Genomic DNA, 20,812 nt, shown 5'->3' with positions numbered 1-20,812 from the left:
TGGCTTTTGGTGCTTTCTATTTATTGGTAGATTTTGGCTTCTAATTCTGGTTCTGTTCTGTCTTCTTTTTGGGTTCCTGATTGGGTGGTTTCTGGTTCTCTCTTTTCCGGGTCAGTTAGAGGAGCAGTTTCATTATCTCCTAATAGTCTAGTATCTCATCCTCATTCTCTTAGTTGTTCAGGAGTAAAAGTTTTCGCTCAACGAGAATCAGGATTTAAAGGCATTCCTTCTGGACGAGGTATTTGGATTTCTGTACCTTCTTTAATTCCTACTTTTCATTCTCTTTCAGCTAGTTCTTCGGTTAGAGTGGCTTGGGATTGCTGTAAAATGTTTAATTGGGCTAATAGTTTGGCTTCATCAGCTTTTAGTTGGAGAGTTTTTTGGAGTTTATTGAAGGCTAATTCCTGCTCAGTAAAATCGGAAAGTTGTTGTGATTTTATCAGATTGTCGATTCTTTCATTAGCTCAGTGGGCTTCTTGTTTAACTTTTTCCGTTTCTTGTTTGTTGCGTTCGATCTGTTGTTCTAGTTCTTGAATACGCTGGCGTTCTTTGGCTAGTTCTTCGGTTAAGTTATCGACTTTCCTGACTGCTTTTTTGGCAGTAAACAAGGCTTCTTCGGTCTGTTCCTCAAGGTCAAATATTTCCCGATGAAGTTTGTTGATTCTTTCGTGGGTTTCTTCAGCAATTTCTTCCATGCCACGGGCAACAAATTCTAGTTTTGTGGCTTGTTCATTGATTAGTTCGGTATGGGTGTCTACTTCTTCAAGCATTTCTCGGAATTCTACGTCAAGCTTCTTTTGGGATAGTTTAATATTTTGTTTTTCTTCCTCATAATCATCTAATCTGTCTTGGTTATCGGCAATTTTTTCATTAAGGATTTTAGTTTGGCGGGTGTATTCAGTTTCAAGGCTTTCTAGGTCTTGTTGAGTTTGAGCAGTTTGTTGGTTAATTTCTCCTTTATATTTGCTGAAATCATCAGATAAGTCTTGCTTTTCTTGCTGTAGGTTTTCTAGTTTGCTGTTAGTAGTTTTGATGGCTTCAGCGAGTTCTTCGTCTTTTCTTTCCCGTTCTAGTTTTTCTTCAAAGATTTTGCGAGCGTTTTCGATAGTTTTCTTTTCCACTTTTTCCATTCTTTCGTCCAGTTCGTTAAGATGTTCTTGAACGGCTTCATTGACTTTCTTTTGGGCTTGGACTACTTGGCTAATCGCATTTTCTAATTGTTGCTTTTGCTGTTCCATTTCTTGACGAAGTTGTCGTTTAGTTTCTTCATTTTTTTGTTGGATTTCAGCTTTGAGTTCTATTTTTTGTTGGCGGAGTTCACCGGAGAGATTGCTTATTTCGGAATCTATGCGACTGATTTCTTGGGTGAATTTAGTGTCTTGTTGTTGGAGTTTTTGATTAAATTCTTGAGATTGTTGTTCAATTTGGTCTTCAAGTTCGGATTTCATTTCTCCCATAGCCTGTTTTAGTTCTCTGCCTTGGGTTTGAATATCAGATTTTACTCCTTCTAAATCAGAACGCACAGAATCTAAGCCTTCTTTTAGGCTACCTATGCCTTTTTCTAAGGCTCCGGTGCGGTCACCAAGACCTCTCATTTCTCCTTCCATATTTCCCATGCGGTCGCCCATTCCTTTCATTCCTGCTTCTAAGCCACCTACTCGGTCTCCCATGCCTTTTAGTCCTTTTTCCATATCCCCCATTCTTTTGTCAGCACCTTTTTTGTAGTCGCCGAATTGGTTGGCAAATTCACTAAGTCCGTCTCCTCCTCCGCCGGCAAAAAGGTCTTTAGCAGCACCAATGCCGCAACGAAGTCCTCTTAGGCTGCTTTTAGCAAGTTTTTTTAATCCTTTGCCGCCAGGTATAAAGCCAGCACCGACATCAATGGCAGTCTCGGCTAATCCTCATAAAAAATCTTTGATTCCCATAGTATTTTAGTTTGTTTATTTGTTTGTTAAAATGTGTGTGTTTTTTGTTTCTTATACAAGGAAAATAAAGGGTAAGTGAATAAAAAGTGTTTTTTTGTTGTTAATTGAGTAAGGCAAATAAGAAACTAATTAAATTAAGCATGTTTTCTTAATCTAGTAGTTGCTTTGGAATGAAGGAAAGGGCGAATTTCTTTTTTGATTTGTTGTTGTTGATTTTTTAAAATGTCTTCTAGGCATTCTTGTTCATAATCTTGTTGTAATCCTAATCAAAGTTCAGCACTAGTTCCAAAGTAAGTTCCAAGACGCAAAGCCATTTCAGCATTAATAGACTTCTTGGCTTGACAAATTTCTTTAACTAATTTAACAGGAACATTAATGCTAGTAGCTAATTTAGTTTGGCTAATTTTGCGAGGAATAAGAAACTCTTTGCTTAAAATAGTTCCGGGATGAATAGGTGGTAGTTTTTTGCTTTTCATAATATTTTAATTTTAATGATAATCAGTAATCTCTACTTCATGAGCATAGTTTTTTATTCAATAAAAACAAATGCGATACTGAGAATTAATGCGAATGGCATATTGACCTTTTCGGTCGCCATGAAGTTTATGTAGACGAGCATCAAAAGCGTTGGTTAACTCTTGTAGTGAACCAATTCTGTTAAGTATCTTCAATTTGGAACGAGCTGATTCAGAAAACTTTTCTCATTCCTTAATCCTCTTACCAAAAAAGAAGTCATGAGTATCTTTATCTTTAAAAGTGGCAATTTTTTTGAGCATTTTAAATTATTTTTAACTCCCACTAATAATCCAAAGTATCAGTAGCAGAGCTACAGCAATTCAAAACAACCCTCTATAAAATGGTTCTTGTTTTTTGTAATAGTCAAAAGGTTTGTTGGCTTGTTCTTGAGCTTTACCGCTGTATTCACTTCATTTTTGAGAGGCTTGATTTTCTAACTCTTCAGTCTTCTTAGCAATTGGTTGCTTAACATAATAATCTCATTGTTCAGAAGCTCATTCTTTTACAGTATCTTTAATTCCCATTATTTTTTCCTCCTTTCAATTAATCATAATCCGCCAATTACTACTACTAAAATAGTTCCTAGTAATCAAGGGTTAATTGGTGTGGCTGAGGGTGGGGCAGTTTTTTTTTTGGGCTTTACTTTAACTTTTTTTAGTTGGCTTTGTAAACTAACTATTTCTAAGCGTAGTTTGGTGAGTTCTTTTTGTTTGCGGGTTAGTTCAGTTTGATTGGCTAGTAATTGTTCATTAGTTTGGTTTTTGTGGCTAGTGAATTCAGTGGTTTGGCTGGAGAATTCTTGCTCTTTGGCTTCTAAGGTGTTTTTTAGTTCTTGGATTTGCTGGGTGAGTTGGCTTTCAGTGTCTTTAAGTTTTTGCTGTTGCTTGGTTAGTTCTTGGCTATGGGCAGTTTTATTTTCTTTAATAGTTTTCTCTTTGGTAGTGTTTTCTTGGCTTAATTGAGTGATTTGCTTTTCCAGATTAGTTTTTTCTTTTTCTCACTCTTGGAGAGCTTCTTGTCTTTCTTTTAAAAGCCTTTCCTTAGTATCTTTTTTCTCTTTTTCTAAGTCTTTTAGTTGCTTTTCCAAAACTTTTTTTTGCTCTTGTAATTGTTTTTCAGATTCTGTTTTAGTTTTTAAGTCAATTTGGAGTTGATTTACTTGCTTTTGTAGGGCTTCTTTTTCTCGCTTAGAGGTATTAGTTAACTGAGTAATCTCCTGTCGCAAATTAGTAATAGTTTGCTCACTATTAGTGTGTAAATTGGTTAATTCCTGAGTGAGTTTATCCTTGTCTTCTTGCTTGGTTTTTTTTAAGTTTTCTATTTGTTGATTTAAGCCAGTAATAGTGTTATTGAGGGTAGTTTCAGCTTGGTTTCTGGCTTCTTGTAAGCGAGTTAGTTGCTCTTGTTTAGCGGTGATTTGTTGTTCCTTCTGGCGAATTTGTTGTTGATAGTTGGCTTCTTTTTGGGTGTGAGTTTGGATTTGGTTTTCTAAGGTTTGAATTTTTTCTAAGAGTTCAATTTCTTTACGGAGTGGAGCCGTAGATTTCTTGCTACCAGTGCGTAAGTTAGCTAATTCTTGCTTCTTTCTTTGGATTTTAGTGTTTAAGGGTTCACTGGGGTCACTAGTAGTTTCATTTCAAGAACCAGGCATACTAGCACTGCTTTCTTGGTTTTCATACTCGGTTAACTGGGTTTTTAGGTTTTGGATTTCTTGTTTTCAAGCATCTAAGAAAGTAAAGAACTTCAATTTAGGACAATTTCTTACCAAAATTCAACTTAATTCTGAACAATGGCTGAAATCAGCAAAAGTAAGTTCAGGACAGTTATTCAAGTGAATTTGGGTTAGTTTAGTAAGTTTTTCAGATTTGATTAAGTTTACTTTTTGACCAGTGAGACTTGATAAAACAAACTTTTCCAAATTAGGGAAATCATTAAGATCCATTTCTCCGGTTAAATTAACCATATTAATTTCTTCACTAGTTAACCCGGTATCCATTGGTATCCCACCACCATCTCTAATGGCTAAAATCTTTACGGCTTTTTTGCTTTCTGGAGTAGGAAAATTTTCCTGTAATCATTGTTGGGCGTTTATCATAGAATTCCTTTCTTGCTGTTGTTGCGATTGCTCAAATTTAATTCTGGCTGCTTCGGGATCTTGTTTATAACATTCTGGACAATGCTGACAATTATCAAAAGTACTAGCTGATTTTTGGCATTTAAGGCATTTATACATATTTTCCTCTTCCCCCTTTTGCTCTCTCTCTCTCTCTCTCTCTCTGGTCTACTTCTTGTTTTCACTTTTGGGCTACTGTTTGGGTATAAATCCAACCTTTTTCGGCAAAATCATCCTTTCCTTCAACAAAAGCGTCAAATCGATTTTTTATTAACGGAAACACATCAGTTCATCTTAATCCGTCTTGTCTTTCCGGTTTTTCTTCTAATCACTGTTTAAACTCCTCAAAGTTATATTTAGTCATAATATTTTTCCTTTCGGGTTAATCAGGTGGCTAGTAAATAAACTGCGGCGAGTAAAAACACTGGTCCTCAGTCTCACCAAGAATTAGTTTCTTTAATGCTCTCGGTATTATTTATCCTTAGTTCTGCGGCTCTTTGGTAATCTTTTACTTGCTGATTTAGGTCTTGATTTTGCTGTTGAGTTTGGTTTAATTTATTCCTTAATTGCTTGTTTTCAGTTTCTTGGCGGGTAATTTCTTGGGTGGCATCTTTGACAGTTTCTTTTAATTCTTGCTGTAGTTCAGCGATACGAACATTAGGCGCTTTTTTTAAGTTATCAATTTGTTTCTGGGCTAAGGTTAATCAATCCTGATTTACCGAATCTAACTGTTGCTCTTTTTGGTCTAATTCAGCAATGGCTTTTTGGAGATTAGTGAGATAGTTTTGTGCGGTTTGCTGACTAAAAACTAATTCTTGCTTTAATTGCTCTATTTGCTTAGCTAAATTAGGCTGTTTTAGGGCAGGTTGCGAAGCAGTTCTTTTTAAGGGAATAGATTCAGGAGCCGCCGGAATATCCGACAGAGATTTGCTTCTCTTTAAATGTGAAGGCTTAATTCCCGGCTTTACTTTTTCTTGGGGTTTAAGTGATGCTGGTTTAGTGGGCTTGTTTTTATCTTTTAAATAGAAACTTTTAGCACTATTTTTAGATATACTTACATATGTGCGTTGGGTGCTTGGGATTTGCTTAAAAGAGAGGGTAAGGACATTGAAATCTCGGTGGTCGCTGATTAGAAATTGGCGTAAGTTTTCTTTATTTACTTGTTTGATTTTAGTTAATGCGTCCATGAGGATTTTTGGATCTTTTCAATTGGAATTTTTTAAACTTGTAGTTATGTTTGCATTAAAATATATATAAATAATGATATGAATGTAAGAACAGTGCTATTATTAGGAAAAACAGGTGGCGGGAAATCCACACTAGCCAATGTATTAATGAACAGAAACAACAATTTTGAAGAGGTCTTTTCTGAGAGTGCTGGAATGACCAGCGAAACTCGGCAAAATCAAGTTGAAGAGTTTGAAGTTAATCTCACCGAAAATGGCAATGAAAGAATTAGATTTATAATTGTCGACACAGTAGGTCTCTGTGATACTAAATTGACTGAACAAGGAGTTCTCCGAAAAATAGCTGAAATGTCTAATCAAATTAGAGATGGCTTAAACCAAATTCTCTTTGTGACGGGTGGCAGATTTACCAGGGAAGAAGTCAAGGCTTATAATTTATTAAGTCAAATTCTCTTTGATTATCAGGTAGCGAGTTATACTACTATTGTTCACACTCATTTTCCAGAATTCGAGGATGAAGAAGCATGCGAAAGAGATCGTCAAACTTTAAGAAATGAAAACCGAGAACTTTTTGAAATAATAAGAAATGCCCGAGTTATGTATGTTGATAATCCGCCAGTGAATCTGAGTGGTAGTGGAACAAGATTGAGAAGACAAATTGAACTTAATAAAGAAATATGCGAAGAATCTCGACGCAGATTATTAGCCCATTTAATAAATAATTGTCGAGAAGTTTATCGACCTAATAATCTTGCTACTTTAAATGAGAGAGTAGAAAATTACCAAACTGAGGAAGAAAAAATGCAAGCCCAAATGGCAGAACTTCAACAAAGAATTGCTAATCAAGCGGCTAGTCATCAAGCTCAAATTAACGCTATTCAAGCCAGACATCAACAGGATTTAAAAGACCTAGAAGATAAAATGAAAAAAGATTTAGCAAATGAATTGGCAGAAAAAGAAAAAAGAATAAAAGAAATTAATGATGAAGCCCAGAAAAAAATGGATAAATTACAAGATAAACTTGATGAAGCAAATAAACAAAGTGCTAATTCAGCGGCTAGTGCAGTTGAGGCGGCTCGTTGAGAAATAGCAAGCATCAACCAATCAACCAGTTCAGCATTAGAAAGATTAGAAAATAAAAAAGAAAAAAATAAAATGTGCGTATAAACTTATATATAATTTATTTTAAAGCAAATTATTTTTATCATAATAAAATTTGCCCTTTTTAGTTTTTTCAATTCATTGCTTAATTAACTGTGCTTTTTATTCAATTTTTACTGTCCTTCAATTTTGATACCAGCACTTTTGGCTGTTCCCGCAATGGTTTTTTGGGCTTTTTCTAAATCTTCTGTATTTAAATAAGGTAATTGTATTTCTGCTATTTTTTTTAATTCCTCTTGGCTAATTATTTTTTTCTCGCCGGCTGCTCTTTTAATTAGATCAGAAGTTATTCTACCTTTAACATCAAATTCATAATTTCCATTGGAAAGAACTTTAACTTTCACATTAACTGTTTTTCAACCTTCTATTTCTTTTTCCTTGACTTTATTGCTGAATTCTAACAAAAAACTACCCGCTTTTCCTCTTAAATAAGTTAATTTTCTTCGTTCTTCTGGTTTGGCTTGACTACCGCAGGATAATTCAATGCTGTCTTTTCGTAAATATTTTTTTTGCATATAAATAAATTTTACAAGTAAACAAGTAAATATTTTTTTGACTAAATTTGAAAGAAAACTGGACATGAAAGCAATCTTTATTAATTAATAACAATAAAGTTCAAGTTTTTTTCAAGATTTAAATTATGGATAATTTCTTTTTAGAATTTTTCTTTTTCTGCTGAAATCTTTTACAAATTTCTTATCTTTAAAAAACTTTTGCTGTTAATATCCTCTAATTACTCTTTGTTGATTGATTTTATTTTTTTTGTTGTAAACGTCTAGCAGTTTTTTTTCGTTCATTTGGAGTTTTAGAGTTATCTCGCTAAAAATTTGTAGCCAATCATAATAAGTTTGTTGGGCTTTTTTTGACAATTTTCTTGTTTTTTTCAAAATAGTTAATTTTTCACTTTGGGAAAAGAATTGGGTTAATAAGTCATTAAAATCTTTTTTCTCAGCAGGGAAGAAAAATTGATAATTAGTAAAATCAATTTGGTAAATATTTCAAAGTCCTAAAAAAAAACAAAGACAGTCAACTAATTCTACTTGGGCTTTTGTTTGGTTAATTTCTCCCTTTTTGTGCCAGATTTTAAAAGTTTTTAATTCATTAGCAAACTCACTAATCTCGATTAAAATGTTTAGTTTTAGCCTTTTGGCATTGGCGAAAGAACGTCATTTTCAGTCAACTTGGGCTTGCTGGTAAATGCGTTGGTCTAATTCTTTTTGTTTATCTTGAATCATTCTTCAAGTTTCTAGTGAAATCATAAGTAGTTTAATTTTTTATCCAACTAACCAGGAAGAAACATTTCTTTAGCTAGAAATTGTTGGGGCTAAATTCTTTGATTATATCACTCCACCACTGAAGAGAAATCAATTCCTTCAATCTCTTTTTCTAATTCTTCCATTGAAGGGTAATAAGAGTAAGTAAATTCCAGTTTTTCTTTATCTAATTTCAAGAAACCAGGAGCCTTGGTGTTTTGTTGAAGTTGCTGTTGAATTAATTTATTATTTTTCATTTCTTCTTCTAAGGTAATGATATCTCCTGGTTTTACTAAATAACCGGGCTTGTTTATTTTTTTTTGATTAACTAAAAAATGATATTGGGTGACTCATTTACGGGCTCAAAGGTAAGTGCTGACTAAACCAGAACGAAGAATTAAATTATCCAAGCGAGATACTAAGTGAGTTAATACGAGTTGAGCCGTATTACCTTCTTTTCCTGCCAATTTAAGAAAAAGATTTTTTAGTTGTTTTTCTTTTAAACCACGAGAAAACCGTATTCTTTGCTTTTCTCTATTTTGAACACCATAAGGAGAAATTTTTTTTCTTTTAATTTTCTTTTTACCATGCTGACCCGGAGGAGTGATTCGTCTTTTACCACGACTAAACTCTTTTTTGTTTCCGAGCAAAGAAAATTCCAAGGCTCGCGACATTTTCCAAATTGGACGCTTTTCCATATTAATAATTTTAGACAAAAACTTTTTCTTTCATTTAATTTGCCGACTTTTCATTTAACCCAACCTAGCCAAGAAGCCCTCAACTTCAAATCTCCGATTAACTGGGGAATGAATTGGTTAAAATAATATATATAGTATATATGAAAATGATTATGAAAGATTATTACGAAATTTTAGGAATAGACAAAAATGTCCCGGGAGCCGAAATAAAAAAAACTTACTGGAAATTTAATAAGCAAGAGAGAGAGAGAGAGAGAGAATAAATTAGAAAGGAGGGCAGTGTTTTAAATCATGAGCCAAGATAAAGAAGAAAATAAAAATTACTTACTCAACAATCTTGATAGTTATGTTGTTGACTCAAGGGGGAATTTTGTTCATACTGACCCAGACATGATGGAAGACGAGCATTTTTATATTGCCCAGGGTGGATTAACTTCCCAAGGTCATAAAGAAATTATAGAAAAATTTGTCGAGAAAATTATTGCTGAAAAAGAAAATTGAGCCTTGAACACCAACAACGATTATTGGCATCAACCAAGTGGAAAGATAATGAGCAGATTAGGATTTAGTAGCCAACAAAGCGAGAAGTTAAGAAGAGAATTGAGAAACGTCCAAGAAATCATTAATGAAGCAGCAAATAACAATAATGGAAACGATAACGATAATGTTGAAGAATTAGTAAGAGAAGTGGAAGAAGCGATTAGTTTTCAGCAAAGAATGTTTGAAGCAATAGAAGAATTTGAAAAGAAGTGTAAAGAATCAGACGAGAGACTAGCAGAAGAATTAGAACAAACCAAAAAAAGAATGAAAGAAGACAACGAGAAATTTAAAAAGGAAATGGACGAAATGTTTGAAAAGGCTAGAAAGGAAATGAATGAAGCACATGAGGCTGTTCGTAACGAAATTAACCAAGAAAAGACGACTTATCGGGATAATCCTATTACTTGCGAGCAATGCTTTTTTAAGGTAGAAGTAGACGACCCCCGAACTTGTATTATCGACAAAAAAACTGGTAAAAAATTTTGTAGCGATTCTTGCTTTTCGAAATTTATTGAAAATGAAGTAGAAAAAGAACAATGAGAAGAGAGAATGAAGGAAATGACAAAAGAAACCCAACAAATCAGAGAAAACGACACTAAAAAACCAGAAGGGCAAACTAACACTAACCAGCCAAGAGAAAAGTCTAGTCCAACTAAATCAACAGATGAAGACTGAAAAAAGAAAAGTGAAGAGCGGCAGAAGAAACGAGAAGAAGAACGCAAACAAAAGAGAGAAAAATTTGAAGCAGAAATGAAAGATATTAGAAATAAAAGCCTGGAAGATAGTAAAGAATGAGCCATTAACAGAATAGAAACTCATTACTTAATCGGTGAATATCTTACTGAACAAGAAGCGAAGCAAGCACTAGGAAATAATTGGAGAAATGAAATTAATAATTGTTCTTCTCATAACTCAATTATGAATAAGTCTGATTTACTTATAAATAAACTAGAAAAAGAATATGATAAAAAGAAAAAACTAAATCGTGAACTTGAAGATGCTAAAAATAAAGCCATTAATGATATTATATACTATGAAGAAAATGGAGTATCAGTATATTCTTCTTCGGTAAAAGAAAAACTACCTTCTCATTTAAAAAATAGTCGTTGGATGGATTATTTGAGAGAAAGTAATTCTTTAACTGAACTTAAAAGTAGACAAAATAAAATAGAATCAATAATTAATAAAGAGGCTGAAAAAAGCGAAAAAACTGATAATTATGATTATCGAAATTATAGATCAGGAAACAAAGGAAAAGGAATCACGGAAACTATAATAGGATTATTAATCATTGGAGCGATAATTGGTTTAATTATTTGGTTAGTAAAAAGAAACCAAAAACAAGAGCAAAATTAACCTCTATGCACTTGGTATTTATTATAAAAAACAATTAAAAATTTAAATTATAAAAGATTTTTGTGAATAAACAACAAGACGAATACAATAAAATTCTCCGTGAAAGTGGTTTATTTTTTCCGGGACCAACCAAGGGTTCTTTTATTTTTCCTCCTAATGGTTTAATACTTTGGCAAAATATTCAAAATATTTTAAACCAAAAATTTGCTAAATACGGGGTAAAAAATGTTAGTTTACCAACTTTAATTCCTTATAGTTTTTTTCAAAAAGAAAAACAACATATTCAAGGGTTTAGTCCCGAGTTTTTTCAAGTTCAGCAAATTGGAGGGAAAAAACTAACTGAACCATTAGTTTTGCGACCCACTAGTGAAGTATTATTCTATGATTGATTTCGGCAAACTTTACGAAGTTATCAAGAATTACCTTTTCTTTATAACCAATGGTGTCAAGTTTTTCGCACTGAGAAAAACACCAAGCCTTTTTTGCGAAATACCGAATTTTTTTGACAAGAAGGGCACACTTTACACGAAACTGCCAAAGAAGCCCAAGAATTTGCCTGAAAAATGTGGCAAGAATATCAAAATTACGTGGAAAAGAGTTTATGTCTTGCCATTGTTGCTGGAAAGAAAAGTGAAAATGAAAAATTTGCGGGAGCACAGGAAAGTTATACCGTAGAATGCTTGCTTCCAGATGGTCAATGTTTACAATTAGCCACTAGTCATTATTTCGGGGATAATTTTTGTCGGGCAATGAATATCGAATTTCAAAGCATCGATGGAAATGACCAACTAAAACACCCTTTTTCTACTTCTTGGGGTACTTCTACCCGAGCAATTGGGGCTATTGCCAAAACCCATAATGACGAATTAGGAATAATTTTACCTTTTGATATAGCCTCGGTGCAAATCGCTTTTGTTCTGAGAGGAGAAAATGAAGAGTTGGTTAACTATTACCAGGAAATAAGTGACTTACTAAACATTTTTCGATGCCAATTATATAACAAATACAAACAGGCTAAATCAAATATTATCCAAGCCGATAAAGAAGGCTGTCCGTTCAAAATAATTCTGGGTCCAAAGGATTTAGAAGAAAAAAAAATTACTCTAAAAAGAAGAGACGATGTGAAAAAAGAAATTATTATTAGTTTGGAAAATAGCGAAACAGAAAAAAATTTTCTTCGTAATTTTGAAAACAATTTAGCAGAAAATCTAGAAAAATATAATTTAGAGAATAAGACCAAAGAACAGTTAACCACAGAGCATGAAAAAACGGTCAGTTCAGTAAAAAAAGAATTTAAAAAAGGTAAAATTATCAAGGTTATTAAGCAAGAAATAATAGAGTTTCAAAAAAATATTTATCAAAAAAGTGCTGATTTTAGGGATAAACATATTTTCCCAGTAAATAAATTTTCGGAGTTAGAAAAAAAAGTAAATGAAGTTATGAAAGGCTTGTTTTTAATCCCTTTTTGTAATAATTTAGATTGTGAAAAAGTTATTCCTCAAAAAATATCGGCTTATAGTATTCGTTGTTTGTCTTTGAGCGAAAAACCAGGAGAGAAAGAAAAATGTTTTTTTTGTTCTTCTCTGGCCAATAATTATGCTTATTTAGGCAGAAGTTATTAATAAATTACAAAGTTAATTATTTCGTTTTTAAAAAAAATCGAGGAGTTGTCAAGAAAGACTTTGTTAAGAAGTTCTCTAATTCCCGATAAACATTTTTGCTATCATTCCTGTTAAAGAAACAATGCCTGGCAAATTAGTTTGTAGTTGAATTTGTTGCTCAAGGTTGCTTTCAGCATTATTTATCTGCTGCTGGGCATGAGTAATTCTTGCTTGACTGTTTTGTCGTGCTAAATCTAGACTAGCTTGAATATTTTGCTTTTCTTGGGCAACTCTTTGTTCATTTAAGCGTTTTTGGTTTTCTACTTCTTGCCAAAGACGGTTTTCCCGATCACGATTTTCTTTCTTGATTCTTTCAATTTGATTGTTTATCTCGTATTCTCTGGCTTCAGATGCTTCTCTTAAAGCCTTTTCAAGGTTAACATCTTCAATTTTAGAATGATACTTTGTGCCAATCTTGAATTTTGTGTCAGCATTATAGTCGCTATTTTTGTAAACTCAAATGTATAAACCAGATTCGACATCAGATTTTTCAAGATTGTAATTAAAAAAATCTTTTATCTTTGACTTCGAATCTCTATATCTTCATTCCAATGATTTTTTCTCTTCGTGAGGAGTATAATAAAAAAAATATCTATTATTCATGATTTCTATATGCCAAGCGTTTCTTGCTAAATTAATTAACACTGAAACTAGTTTATTGCTTGCTTCTGGATAACTATAATAACGCAAAGGAATATCTAGTCCCTGTAAAGAAGAATCAAAATCACTTCTTAAAGTTATCCAATCATCCATACATACTGGATTAATTGCACTTAAAATTGATGCATCTTTATTTCAAGTATACATAATATTTCAATATTCTCTTCCGTTATCAATATATCCATAACGAGATTTCTCCCTGATTTGATTTAACTCGTTTTGCCTCCTTTGTTCTAATGCTTGCATTTCTTGTTGATGTCTACTTTCCAAAGAATTAACTTGACTTCGATAATTAGATTGTGCAGAACTGATTTGACTATTGAGATTATTAATTTGGTTTTGCCAGTTTTCTTTTTGAGTTTTATAACCGTTAATTCTCTGATTAAGTGTATTTAAATTACCTGGTTGATAAATGCTATGATATTTCCCTAAATTAGCCAATAATCTCTTCCTTGACTCTTCTCTAATTTCCTTATTTAATTCCACTACTGCTGGACGACCGACTAACGGTGGATTATTAACATAAATTATTTTGTTAGCATTGAATATCCTAGCCAATTCGGGATTTTCTGCTCGAAACTTTTGCCTATCTTCTTCACATTTGGCTTCGTTTTCAAATTCGGGAAATTTGGTTTTAACAATAGAAGTGTATTTGCTAACCTGATTATCAAAAATAACTGATTCTAGCAATTGATAAGCATCAATTTCTTCTTCAGTGAAGCGACTGTTAGTAACAAAAAAGATTTGAATTAATCCGTCATCACCAATGATTTTAACCATTTCTGACATTAATTGTAATACTTCCTTATCAGTAAGTTTAGTATCACCAAATCCTGCTGTATCAATTACTAAATAACGCACTTTTTCACTACCATCCTCGGTAAGATTAACAGTAAATTCCTTAATCTGGACATTTTTGGTTTCACTAACGCTGCCAGCAGACTCCTTAAATACTTCTTCAAAATTTCCATTTTTGTTTATTAGAACATTAGCGAGAGTTGATTTTCCTCCTCCGGTTCTACCTATTAATAATACATTCTTAATACTCATACTTTTTTTACCTCATATATATATTTTCCTCTTCCCCCTTTTGCTCTCTCTCTCTCTCTCTCTCTCTCTCTCTGGTCTACTTCTTGTTTTCACTTTTGGGCTACTGTTTGGGTATAAATCCAACCTTTTTCGGCAAAATCATCCTTTCCTTCAACAAAAGCGTCAAATCGATTTTTTATTAACGGAAACACATCAGTTCATCTTAATCCGTCTTGTCTTTCCGGTTTTTCTTCTAATCACTGTTTAAACTCCTCAAAGTTATATTTAGTCATAATATTTTTCCTTTCGGGTTAATCAGGTGGCTAGTAAATAAACTGCGGCGAGTAAAAACACTGGTCCTCAGTCTCACCAAGAATTAGTTTCTTTAATGCTCTCGGTATTATTTATCCTTAGTTCTGCGGCTCTTTGGTAATCTTTTACTTGCTGATTTAGGTCTTGATTTTGCTGTTGAGTTTGGTTTAATTTATTCCTTAATTGCTTGTTTTCAGTTTCTTGGCGGGTAATTTCTTGGGTGGCATCTTTGACAGTTTCTTTTAATTCTTGCTGTAGTTCAGCGATACGAACATTAGGCGCTTTTTTTAAGTTATCAATTTGTTTCTGGGCTAAGGTTAATCAATCCTGATTTACCGAATCTAACTGTTGCTCTTTTTGGTCTAATTCAGCAATGGCTTTTTGGAGATTAGTGAGATAGTTTTGTGCGGTTTGCTGACTAAAAACTAATTCTTGCTTTAATTGCTCTATTTGCTTAGCTAAATTAGGCTGTTTTAGGGCAGGTTGCGAAGCAGTTCTTTTTAAGGGAATAGATTCAGGAGCCGCCGGAATATCCGACAGAGATTTGCTTCTCTTTAAATGTGAAGGCTTAATTCCCGGCTTTACTTTTTCTTGGGGTTTAAGTGATGCTGGTTTAGTGGGCTTGTTTTTATCTTTTAAATAGAAACTTTTAGCACTATTTTTAGATATACTTACATATGTGCGTTGGGTGCTTGGGATTTGCTTAAAAGAGAGGGTAAGGACATTGAAATCTCGGTGGTCGCTGATTAGAAATTGGCGTAAGTTTTCTTTATTTACTTGTTTGATTTTAGTTAATGCGTCCATGAGGATTTTTGGATCTTTTCAATTGGAATTTTTTAAACTTGTAGTTATGTTTGCATTAAAAAATATTTTTTTTATCAATTAGATACGCAAATCGGAGAAATTATTGAAATCTATCTCCCTATGGAAATCAATCTATCAGACGATTTTTTTGAAAAATTGTCTAGAAATATTAAATGAGAAAAAGTTGAAAATATAATTAAAATTTTTCGTGAGGACCTCGGAATTTCCTCAGAAGAAGAATTAAAACATATTGAAAAAATGGCCTTTCAATTGGTCGAATTAAACAAAAAAAAGTGAGACGGAATATGAATTAACATTATTAAACAGTTTTATAAGGCTTCTCAAATAGAAAATGTTGATTTAATTATTGGTAATCCTCCTTGAATATCTTGGATTGACCTGCCAGAAAATTATCGTAATCGCATTAAATTATTAAAAAATGTTAAATCTATATTTGGGGTTTCGCGAAATATTGGCGGTAATAATTTAAATGTTTGTGCTTTGATGGCAAATGTGGTTGCCTCACGAAAACTTAATTACCAAACTGGTTGCTTAGGCTTTATTATGCCTAAAAGTCTCTTGTTTAATGCTTCTTATGAAGGATTTCGTCCCTTTATTTTAGAAAATGGCAAAAGGCTATATTTGCAAAAATACTTTAATTTTGACAAGGTTAAAAAATCTTTTGAAGAAGTTGATTTAAAATTCGGGGTTTATTTTTATTCTTCTCAAAAAGTAGAGTATCAGAAAGGCGTCGAGCAAGTTATTTTCCTCTCCAAAGAGGAATTACAAAATAGAAAAAGTAATCTGCTAGTTTCTATACAAGAAAACACTAATGCTTTTTCTGTGGTGGGCAATAAAGAAGAATTAGAGAACTTTAAACTAATTCAAGGAGAATTCTCCTATAAATTTCGCACCGGAGTTTCTGTAACCAGAAAAGATATTTGTCGCTTTTTCTATGAAAAAAAAAGCTCGTCTACAATTTCTTACTTTGTCAGAAACAAAAAAGGCAAAAAAATCAAGACAAGTGAAAACCTGTCTTCCTCAATAGAACTAGAAAATGAGATAATGTATCCTTATATAACAACTACTAACCTTTCTTGGTTTAAAAATAATGACAAAGAAACTGAGTGAGTTTTCTTTCCTTATGATATACAAAAAAGAGACAAACAACCACTACCTATCGACAAAATTATAAATATTTGACCCAAACTGTCTGATTATATTCATCAAATTAAAAACCTGTTAAGTCAAAAAAGCCAATACTCTCAAAGAGTTCAAAATGTTTCGGAAAATTATGGTTTATTAAGAGTAGGAAAATATACGTACGCAGAAAATTATGTCTGTTGCCGAGACAATACCAAGTGAATAGCAAGTTATTTCAGAAAGATAAAGACGCCATGACAAGAAGAAAAAATGCCTCTATTTGATAGCCATATAAAATATATTTCCCGAGACAAAGAAGACAATTTTATTTCCCAAGATGAAGCGTATTATATAACTGCCATTTTGAATGCTCCTGTAGTCAAAAATTTCATTGAAGCCACTAATGTTGCTCGTAATTATTCCTTTGACAATCTTTCTATTTTTTGCCCGAAATATGACGAGAAAAATAAATTAAGTTTAGCCTTGAAAAATATAACTTACCAAGTAATTGAACTGAAAAAAGATTTTGATTTTTCTTTAAGGAAAAAGTTAAATAATCTTTATCTTCAATTTTGCAAAAACTCTTAAAATAATATGAACACAAAAGATGACCGTTCTCGCATTACTAATCCTAGTTTTTTCACTGTTGACGCAGTAGAATTAGCCCAAAAATTATTGGGTAAAATACTAGTAAGAAATATTAATGGTAAAATTATCAAAGTTAGAATTGTTGAAACCGAAGCCTATAATGGCAAAATTGACCGAGCCTGCCATGCCCACCAAGAAAACAAGTCTAAATGAAAAGCCGCCGCCTTATACAACCGTGGTGGTTGTGCTTATATTTATCTTATTTACAACACCTATTATTGTTTTAATATTGCTTCCTCAGTCAAAGGTGACCCGCAAGGAGTATTAATTCGTGCTGCTGAACCTTTGGAAAGCCACACCATTCCATTTAGTTTTCACCAAGATGAAAGAAAAAAAATTTACTATCACACTAACGGTCCCGGAAAATTATGTCGAGTCTTAAATATTGATATAGAACTTAATAATATTGATTTAACTACTAGTAATTTAATTTATTTAGAAGACAGACCAGAACTTAACCAGAATGAAATTATTGCTACTAAAAGGGTAAATATTGATTATTCAGGAGCCGATAAAGATCGTTTATGAAGATTTTATATTAAGGATAATTCTTTTGTTTCACGAAAATAACCTAGCAAAAATCACGTATCCAAGAAATATTAAAAGCTTAACTATTTTAACAGAAAATCAAAAAAATTATAATATCTGTGATGAACTTTTTTCCTAATTTTGCTAACATTAATGAATGCCTTGAATGAGTTAAAAGAAAGGACTTAGCATTAGCAAAAATGGAACTAATTTGCCAGCTTCTTAATCATCCTGAAAAAAAACAAAAAACAATTCATATTGCTGGAACCAATGGTAAAGGTTCAACAGTAGCCTTTTTGACCTCTATTTTCCAAAATTCAGGATTACAAGTTGGCACTTTTACTAGTCCGCATTTAGACGATTGAAACGAAAGGATTAAAGTTAATGGTATTTCTATCACTAATCACGAATTTTTTTTGATTTCTCAACAGATAATGAGTGAACTAGAAGGCAAGGTTCAGCCCACCATTTTCGAGTTTTTAACCGCAGTGGCTTTATATTATTTTGCTGAAATAAAACCAGTTGATTTAGTAATTTATGAAGTAGGAGTAGGAGGAAAATATGATGCTACTAATGTAATTTCACCATTAGTCTGCGGCATCACTAATATTGACTATGACCATCTTAATTATTTAGGGAATACTTTAACCGATATCGCCCAAAAAAAAGCAGGAATTATCAAAAAAGATATTCCTTGCTTTACTACTGAAACAAAACCGCAAATTCTTTCACTGCTTCAAAAAATAAGCCAAGAAAAACAAAGTAAATTATGTAAAATTTCCCCAGCAAAAAAATTTATCTTTGATAGTAGCCAGTTAATCACTAACTTTTGCTTAACTGCCAAAAAACATACTTTTAACCTAAAAACTAAAATGCTGGGACAACACCAAATAAAAAATGCTAGTTTAGCAGTCAACATGGTTCTTTATCTTCAAAAATACTTTCCTCAAATTACCCAATCGAGCATTGAAAAAGGCATTAAAGAAGCATTTTGACCAAGCAGAATGGAACTTATAAGCCAAGAACCTTTAATATTTTTGGATGGTGCTCATAATCTGGGAGGAATTAAATCTCTAATTCAAACACTCAAAACTTTTTTTCCTGCCAAAAAGCCTATTTTTTTAATTTCAATTATGAAAGATAAACAAGTTGACAAAATACTTAATACTTTAAAAAAAATTGCTTGCCAAATTATTTTTACTGAAATTCCTGAAACTCGTAGGCAAGAAATTAGTAAATTAAAACATAATAATACTGCTAAATTTCATAAAATAACTGATTATTCAAAGGCATTTTTTTCTTTTTATTCTTTGTTGGATAACCAGAAAATAGGAATTATTTGTGGTTCTTTGCATTTTACTGCTCTCATAAAAAGAGAATTTTTAATGAATTTGAATGAAAAGTTAAATAATTTTTCTTTGAGCAATCATCAGCCCGTTTAAAAAAATCAAATAATTTAACTGTAATTAAGGAATAATTTCAGTCTTAACACCAGCAACTTCAATTAACCCAAAAACTATCCTTTTCACCTAATCGCAATTTTGTGGCAAACTAGATTAAAATATTTAGTTATTAACAACCAAAGTTAAAAAATTAGTGGCAAGAAAAAAGAAAAGAGTGTAAAAAATAATATTATGACTGAATTAAGACAAATTGATAACGAAAAATTGCTTCAAGAATTAAGATACCGAGTAGAACACCACGAAATTGATGAAAGAGAATTAGAAAAAGCTTTAGAAGAAATAAAATGACGCATTAGTTGTCGTTTAGCTAATCAGGATAAAGAGCGAGATAAAGAATTGGCCGCTTGGGACGCCGTAGAAACAGAAATTGATGACGAGTAAAAAGCGAACATTTAAGCGAGGAGAAATTTACTGAGTAGATTTTAGCAAATTAAAAGGTGATGATGCTTCTTCAGGAAGTGAAATAAACGGTAAAAAAAGACCTGCTCTCATTATCTCTAACAATTGGTATAATGTAAGAATATAAAAGAGTAAGTGTTTTAGTGATGTCTTCTAAAATAAAAAATATTCGTCATTTTGAGATACATTTAGGGAAAGTAGTTGACAATGATCCTAAGAAAAAAGAGAGCAAAGTCATGTGTGACCAAATTCGTAGTATTGATAAAAGAAAGTTAAAGGAAAAAGGCGGGAAATTAACAAAAGAGCAAATGGAAGAAATCGAAACAATGTTAAAAAGATTTTTAGTTTTGGAGGAATTTAATTATGAATAAATGCGGTGATTTCGCTCCTTGCTCTGAATGCCAAGAGAAAGGTCATTTAGAATGTTGTGATGAATGTCAAAGGAGTTTGTGCATGAATTGCTTAGGGCTTTATCATGGCAGTGAATATTTGTTTTGTCAAAGTTGTTTCGATAAGAAAAACAACGAAGAAAAAGCAATCATGATGGGCGAGAAGAAAGGAGAAATTATACTTCACAGGTTGAAAGGAGTAAATAAGTAAACAATATGAAAACTAAAAAACCTCTCACCATCCTTCCTACTAATCAACTCCTTAACCAAATTTGAGATTATTTACTAACTAGACCTAATAAAAAAGGTGAAACCAAAAAAGCGGAGCATGAATGCTTGTTTTTACTTTGCTGAAAAGCCGGACTAAGAATTAGCGAAGCCATTAGTTTTGACTTAAATCTAGAACACGGAGAAACAGAATACAAAGGCTTATATTTACTTCGCGGCAAAAGACAAAAAGAGAGATGAGTTTATATTGCTCCTGAAATAACCAAAGAATTGCGTAAAAGAAAATGACAGCCAAATAACACTAACCGCTTTACTTTCTTTAAATTCTTAAAGCAAATTAAGGAAGAAATGAAATTACCAGCCAAAGTAGAATTGGCACCCCATACTTTAAGGAGATGTTTTGCTACTCGACAAGCCATCAATGGAATGCCTTTACCAGTTTTACAGAAAGTATTAGGTCATGCTAGTTTAAGTTCTACCAGTGTTTATATAATTGAAAAATTAAAAGAAAACTCTAAATAATTCAAATAAAATAGTAATTATATTATTTATAGAGAAAGATAATCAATAATGCGGAGTATAACCAAAAGCCAAGAGAATTAACCAAACTACAACCATAACTAACTAACTAATAAAGATTTTCAGATATTTCTATTTCTCATATTTAGTTTTTTGTTTCAATTGAACTATCAATTTAAAAATTTAATATTATGTCAGAAAGAATTTTTTATAATCAGGATATGAAACAATGTTAATGAAGAAAATAACACACACACACACACAAAATTGAAAAACAAAT

The 20,812-nt window shown here is 32.3% G+C and carries 24 protein-coding genes; 11 read left to right on the top strand and 13 right to left on the bottom strand.

What is annotated here, in order from left to right:
- Positions 1–20: 20 nt before the first annotated feature.
- The 7 genes from GvMRE_RS01905 to GvMRE_RS01875 form a co-directional block, all read right to left on the bottom strand.
- On the bottom strand, positions 21–1,925 hold the full coding sequence (locus GvMRE_RS01905) for a hypothetical protein (protein WP_147409603.1): 1,905 nt from the start codon (positions 1,923–1,925) through the stop codon (positions 21–23).
- Positions 1,926–2,059: 134 nt separating this feature from the next.
- Entirely contained in the window at positions 2,060–2,401 is a 342-nt protein-coding gene (locus GvMRE_RS01900; protein ID WP_147409602.1) for a HigA family addiction module antitoxin, read from the bottom strand.
- A gap of 12 nt (positions 2,402–2,413) precedes the next feature.
- Positions 2,414–2,701: a type II toxin-antitoxin system RelE/ParE family toxin gene (locus GvMRE_RS01895; RefSeq protein ID WP_147409601.1), complete on the bottom strand. Its 288-nt coding sequence runs from the start codon at positions 2,699–2,701 to the stop codon at positions 2,414–2,416.
- 12 nt (positions 2,702–2,713) lie between these two features.
- Positions 2,714–2,965 (bottom strand): hypothetical protein, encoded by a 252-nt coding sequence (locus GvMRE_RS01890; RefSeq protein WP_147409600.1) that lies wholly within the window; start codon positions 2,963–2,965, stop codon positions 2,714–2,716.
- Positions 2,965–4,674: a coiled-coil domain-containing protein gene (locus tag GvMRE_RS01885; protein WP_147409599.1), complete on the bottom strand. Its 1,710-nt coding sequence runs from the start codon at positions 4,672–4,674 to the stop codon at positions 2,965–2,967. Before GvMRE_RS01885 ends, GvMRE_RS01890 begins: the two co-directional genes overlap by 1 nt.
- Positions 4,667–4,918, bottom strand: a complete 252-nt coding sequence (locus tag GvMRE_RS01880; protein WP_147409598.1) for a hypothetical protein — start codon at positions 4,916–4,918, stop codon at positions 4,667–4,669. Before GvMRE_RS01880 ends, GvMRE_RS01885 begins: the two co-directional genes overlap by 8 nt.
- Positions 4,911–5,741, bottom strand: coding sequence for a hypothetical protein (locus GvMRE_RS01875; RefSeq protein ID WP_147409590.1), 831 nt, complete (start codon positions 5,739–5,741; stop codon positions 4,911–4,913). Before GvMRE_RS01875 ends, GvMRE_RS01880 begins: the two co-directional genes overlap by 8 nt.
- A 78-nt stretch (positions 5,742–5,819) precedes the next feature.
- Between GvMRE_RS01875 and GvMRE_RS01870 the strand changes: the two genes are divergently transcribed.
- Positions 5,820–6,908, top strand: a complete 1,089-nt coding sequence (locus tag GvMRE_RS01870; RefSeq protein ID WP_147409597.1) for a GTPase — start codon at positions 5,820–5,822, stop codon at positions 6,906–6,908.
- A 107-nt stretch (positions 6,909–7,015) separates the two neighbouring features.
- On the opposite strand, the gene GvMRE_RS01865 is transcribed toward GvMRE_RS01870, so the two are convergent.
- The 3 genes from GvMRE_RS01865 to rpsD all read right to left on the bottom strand — a co-directional run bounded on the left by GvMRE_RS01865 (position 7,016) and on the right by rpsD (position 8,853).
- On the bottom strand, positions 7,016–7,417 hold the full coding sequence (locus tag GvMRE_RS01865) for a hypothetical protein (RefSeq protein WP_147409596.1): 402 nt from the start codon (positions 7,415–7,417) through the stop codon (positions 7,016–7,018).
- Between the two features lie 204 nt (positions 7,418–7,621).
- Positions 7,622–8,161 carry a dUTP diphosphatase gene (locus GvMRE_RS01860; RefSeq protein WP_147409595.1) on the bottom strand — a complete coding sequence of 180 codons (540 nt, stop codon included), beginning with the start codon at positions 8,159–8,161 and terminating at the stop codon, positions 7,622–7,624.
- 65 nt (positions 8,162–8,226) lie between these two features.
- Entirely contained in the window at positions 8,227–8,853 is a 627-nt protein-coding gene (gene rpsD, locus GvMRE_RS01855) for a 30S ribosomal protein S4 (RefSeq protein ID WP_172575207.1), read from the bottom strand.
- Positions 8,854–9,144: 291 nt separating this feature from the next.
- Between rpsD and GvMRE_RS01850 the strand changes: the two genes are divergently transcribed.
- Positions 9,145–10,749, top strand: a complete 1,605-nt coding sequence (locus GvMRE_RS01850; RefSeq protein ID WP_147409593.1) for a hypothetical protein — start codon at positions 9,145–9,147, stop codon at positions 10,747–10,749.
- Positions 10,750–10,811: 62 nt separating this feature from the next.
- Positions 10,812–12,371 (top strand): aminoacyl--tRNA ligase-related protein, encoded by a 1,560-nt coding sequence (locus tag GvMRE_RS01845; RefSeq protein ID WP_147409592.1) that lies wholly within the window; start codon positions 10,812–10,814, stop codon positions 12,369–12,371.
- Positions 12,372–12,446: 75 nt separating this feature from the next.
- On the opposite strand, the gene GvMRE_RS01840 is transcribed toward GvMRE_RS01845, so the two are convergent.
- The 3 genes from GvMRE_RS01840 to GvMRE_RS01835 are packed head-to-tail and all read right to left on the bottom strand — an operon-like array spanning position 12,447 to position 15,215.
- A complete protein-coding gene (locus tag GvMRE_RS01840; RefSeq protein WP_172575206.1) occupies positions 12,447–14,120 on the bottom strand; it encodes a GTPase in 1,674 nt (557 codons plus the stop codon).
- Positions 14,096–14,392, bottom strand: a complete 297-nt coding sequence (locus GvMRE_RS13345; protein ID WP_172575205.1) for a hypothetical protein — start codon at positions 14,390–14,392, stop codon at positions 14,096–14,098. Before GvMRE_RS13345 ends, GvMRE_RS01840 begins: the two co-directional genes overlap by 25 nt.
- Complete coding sequence (locus GvMRE_RS01835; protein ID WP_147409590.1) at positions 14,385–15,215, bottom strand: hypothetical protein; 831 nt, start codon at positions 15,213–15,215, stop codon at positions 14,385–14,387. The genes GvMRE_RS13345 and GvMRE_RS01835 overlap by 8 nt, the downstream gene beginning before the upstream one ends.
- 120 nt (positions 15,216–15,335) lie before the next feature.
- Here GvMRE_RS01835 and GvMRE_RS01830 point away from each other — a divergent pair, with 120 nt between their 5' ends.
- The 8 genes from GvMRE_RS01830 to GvMRE_RS01795 all read left to right on the top strand — a co-directional run bounded on the left by GvMRE_RS01830 (position 15,336) and on the right by GvMRE_RS01795 (position 20,535).
- Positions 15,336–16,946 carry an Eco57I restriction-modification methylase domain-containing protein gene (locus tag GvMRE_RS01830; RefSeq protein ID WP_147409589.1) on the top strand — a complete coding sequence of 537 codons (1,611 nt, stop codon included), beginning with the start codon at positions 15,336–15,338 and terminating at the stop codon, positions 16,944–16,946.
- A gap of 6 nt (positions 16,947–16,952) precedes the next feature.
- On the top strand, positions 16,953–17,576 hold the full coding sequence (locus GvMRE_RS01825) for a DNA-3-methyladenine glycosylase (RefSeq protein ID WP_147409588.1): 624 nt from the start codon (positions 16,953–16,955) through the stop codon (positions 17,574–17,576).
- A gap of 80 nt (positions 17,577–17,656) precedes the next feature.
- A complete protein-coding gene (locus GvMRE_RS01820; RefSeq protein WP_245939629.1) occupies positions 17,657–18,976 on the top strand; it encodes a bifunctional folylpolyglutamate synthase/dihydrofolate synthase in 1,320 nt (439 codons plus the stop codon).
- A gap of 192 nt (positions 18,977–19,168) precedes the next feature.
- Entirely contained in the window at positions 19,169–19,378 is a 210-nt protein-coding gene (locus tag GvMRE_RS01815) for a hypothetical protein (RefSeq protein ID WP_147409586.1), read from the top strand.
- On the top strand, positions 19,368–19,523 hold the full coding sequence (locus GvMRE_RS01810) for a type II toxin-antitoxin system PemK/MazF family toxin (RefSeq protein ID WP_147409585.1): 156 nt from the start codon (positions 19,368–19,370) through the stop codon (positions 19,521–19,523). Before GvMRE_RS01815 ends, GvMRE_RS01810 begins: the two co-directional genes overlap by 11 nt.
- 13 nt (positions 19,524–19,536) lie before the next feature.
- Positions 19,537–19,767, top strand: a complete 231-nt coding sequence (locus tag GvMRE_RS01805) for a type II toxin-antitoxin system PemK/MazF family toxin (protein WP_425451138.1) — start codon at positions 19,537–19,539, stop codon at positions 19,765–19,767.
- Positions 19,760–19,996, top strand: coding sequence for a hypothetical protein (locus GvMRE_RS01800; protein ID WP_147409583.1), 237 nt, complete (start codon positions 19,760–19,762; stop codon positions 19,994–19,996). Before GvMRE_RS01805 ends, GvMRE_RS01800 begins: the two co-directional genes overlap by 8 nt.
- 5 nt (positions 19,997–20,001) lie before the next feature.
- A complete protein-coding gene (locus GvMRE_RS01795; RefSeq protein WP_147409582.1) occupies positions 20,002–20,535 on the top strand; it encodes a tyrosine-type recombinase/integrase in 534 nt (177 codons plus the stop codon).
- Positions 20,536–20,812 lie beyond the last annotated feature (277 nt).

The organism is endosymbiont GvMRE of Glomus versiforme (assembly GCF_003546845.1).
The sequence above is the reverse complement of the archived record's forward strand: the minus strand, read 5'-3'. Positions and strand labels throughout refer to the sequence as shown.